2 protein-coding genes and 1 pseudogene are annotated in these 1,835 nt (G+C 51.6%); all 3 read left to right on the forward strand.

Annotated features, from left to right (window positions below):
* Positions 1–273, forward strand: a 273-nt coding sequence (locus tag R7Q11_RS24625) for a DUF1833 family protein (protein WP_225466817.1), incomplete at its 5' end; no start/stop codon positions are given.
* Positions 273–698, forward strand: a complete 426-nt coding sequence (locus R7Q11_RS24630; protein ID WP_213866509.1) for a phage tail protein — start codon at positions 273–275, stop codon at positions 696–698. The genes R7Q11_RS24625 and R7Q11_RS24630, both read left to right, overlap by 1 nt.
* A pseudogene (locus tag R7Q11_RS24635) lies at positions 658–1,835 on the forward strand (phage tail protein); the annotation flags it as partial. The gene R7Q11_RS24630 and the pseudogene R7Q11_RS24635, both read left to right, overlap by 41 nt.

Below are 1,835 nucleotides of genomic sequence, written 5' to 3' on the forward strand. Positions count from 1 at the left end.
TTCCAGATTGATAACGTGACGGGCGAGGCCCGTCGCTTTATTGATAAAGCCATGGAAGATGGCAGCAAAGTGACCATCACGTATCGCTTTTACTTGTATCCCCATGTCTCGGCACCTGCCGAGCCACCCCTCACGCTGACGGCGGTCAGTGAAAAAGACAACATCCAAACCGTTGGCGTTGTCGCGTCGTTTCATGACTTGGTGAACCGAGCATGGCCGAAACGCCGCTACACGCCAACAATCACCAAAGGACTCAAGTACCAGGGGAACTAATGACTTTAAATGAGTTAATGGCGGTGCCTTATCTTGACCATGGTCGTGACGAGCATGGTCTGGATTGTTGGGGCTTTGTTCGTTTGGTTCGCCACCATCATCACGGCTTATCCCTATTGGACAGCTTTGGGACCGTGGACCCAGACGACAAAGCAGGCATGACCGACGCCTATCACCAATTGGTGGGTGGGTATGTTGAAACCGCCCCGATAGACAGCGCAATCGCATGCCACCTGATTGAAGATACTTTGGTGCATGTGGGTGTCGTGGTGAATGAAAACGGGCTGAAAGTGGCTCAAACAGGGCGAAAAATGGGCCGACCTTGGCTCTGTAGCCTGTCTGATTTTGAGCGTATGTCACTAATTACGAGGTACTACATCGAACATGACTGTACTAGCGGTTTATCCCAACAAGCTCAATCGTAGTAAGTGCGAGTTTACCCCAATCAAACCTGGGCAAACGCTCAATGATTGGATGGCTGCGAACATCAAAGGTTACTACGTATCAGAAACGCCGCCGTTTTCTTATTTCGTGAATAAAAAACAGCGCACTTCCTCAGATTGGTTTGATTATGTTTGGCAAGACGGTGACTTAGTGGAGTTGGTTGCCGAGCCGAAAGACCCTGCAAGTATCGCTTATGCGGTGATCGCAGTGGTGGCGGCTGGCGCGGCCATCTACGCCATGAACCAAATCCCTGACAACTTCCAGAAAACCATGCCAGAAGGCAGTCCGATTTATGAAGCCAACGCACAAGGCAACCGAGTGCGATTGATGGGGGTAATCCCTGAGCTGTTTGGACGCCACAAAACTTTCCCTGACATCATCAGTGAGCCGCATTGGTATTTCTCAGAAGATGAAGAGTACCTGCTCATGATGACCGCCATTGGCAATGGCGAGTTTGAGCTTACGGGCGACGACATCACCATCAGTGACACGCCAGTGTCGAAATACGCAGGGGACATCAGTTATCAAGTGTTTGCACCAGGGGAGGACGTGACCAGCCACCCAGCGCACGAAAACATTTACACCTCACGCGAGGTCGGTTCGACGTCTTCCACGGCAGGGATCGAGCTAGAAGGGCCGATTAACTCCATCACTCCGAGTCAAGTCAATGTGGTGGACGATACGCTCGGCGTGGTGAGCGATGTGGATGGACTCGCCACAGAATACTGGCCTGTTGAATGGGAATCTGGCCACATCATCAAAATATCCGGTTCGCCTGGTATTCGTGAGATCACCGAAGCAAGTGGTGATGGTGGCTGGCGAAACGAAGATGGAGCAGACATTCTTAACTTTTGGTCGCGTGACCCTGATTTGCATAACTGCAAACAAGGCGATTATGTTGAATACCCGACCAACTATTACGTCCCACATGAAGCCGACCCCGTGGTGGAATATTCCGTGGGCATGGTGGACATTAAGCAGACGTTCGAGGTTAATGGCGAGACGTTCTATGCGCTGCGCATCTTAAATGGTGAGGGCTACTGGATAACGGTCGACACCGTACCGTCAGAAACGCGCCATCATCCCATCAAGTTTCACGGCACGGACGATGGCCGCTA

Source organism: Vibrio sp. 970 (genome assembly GCF_033339075.1).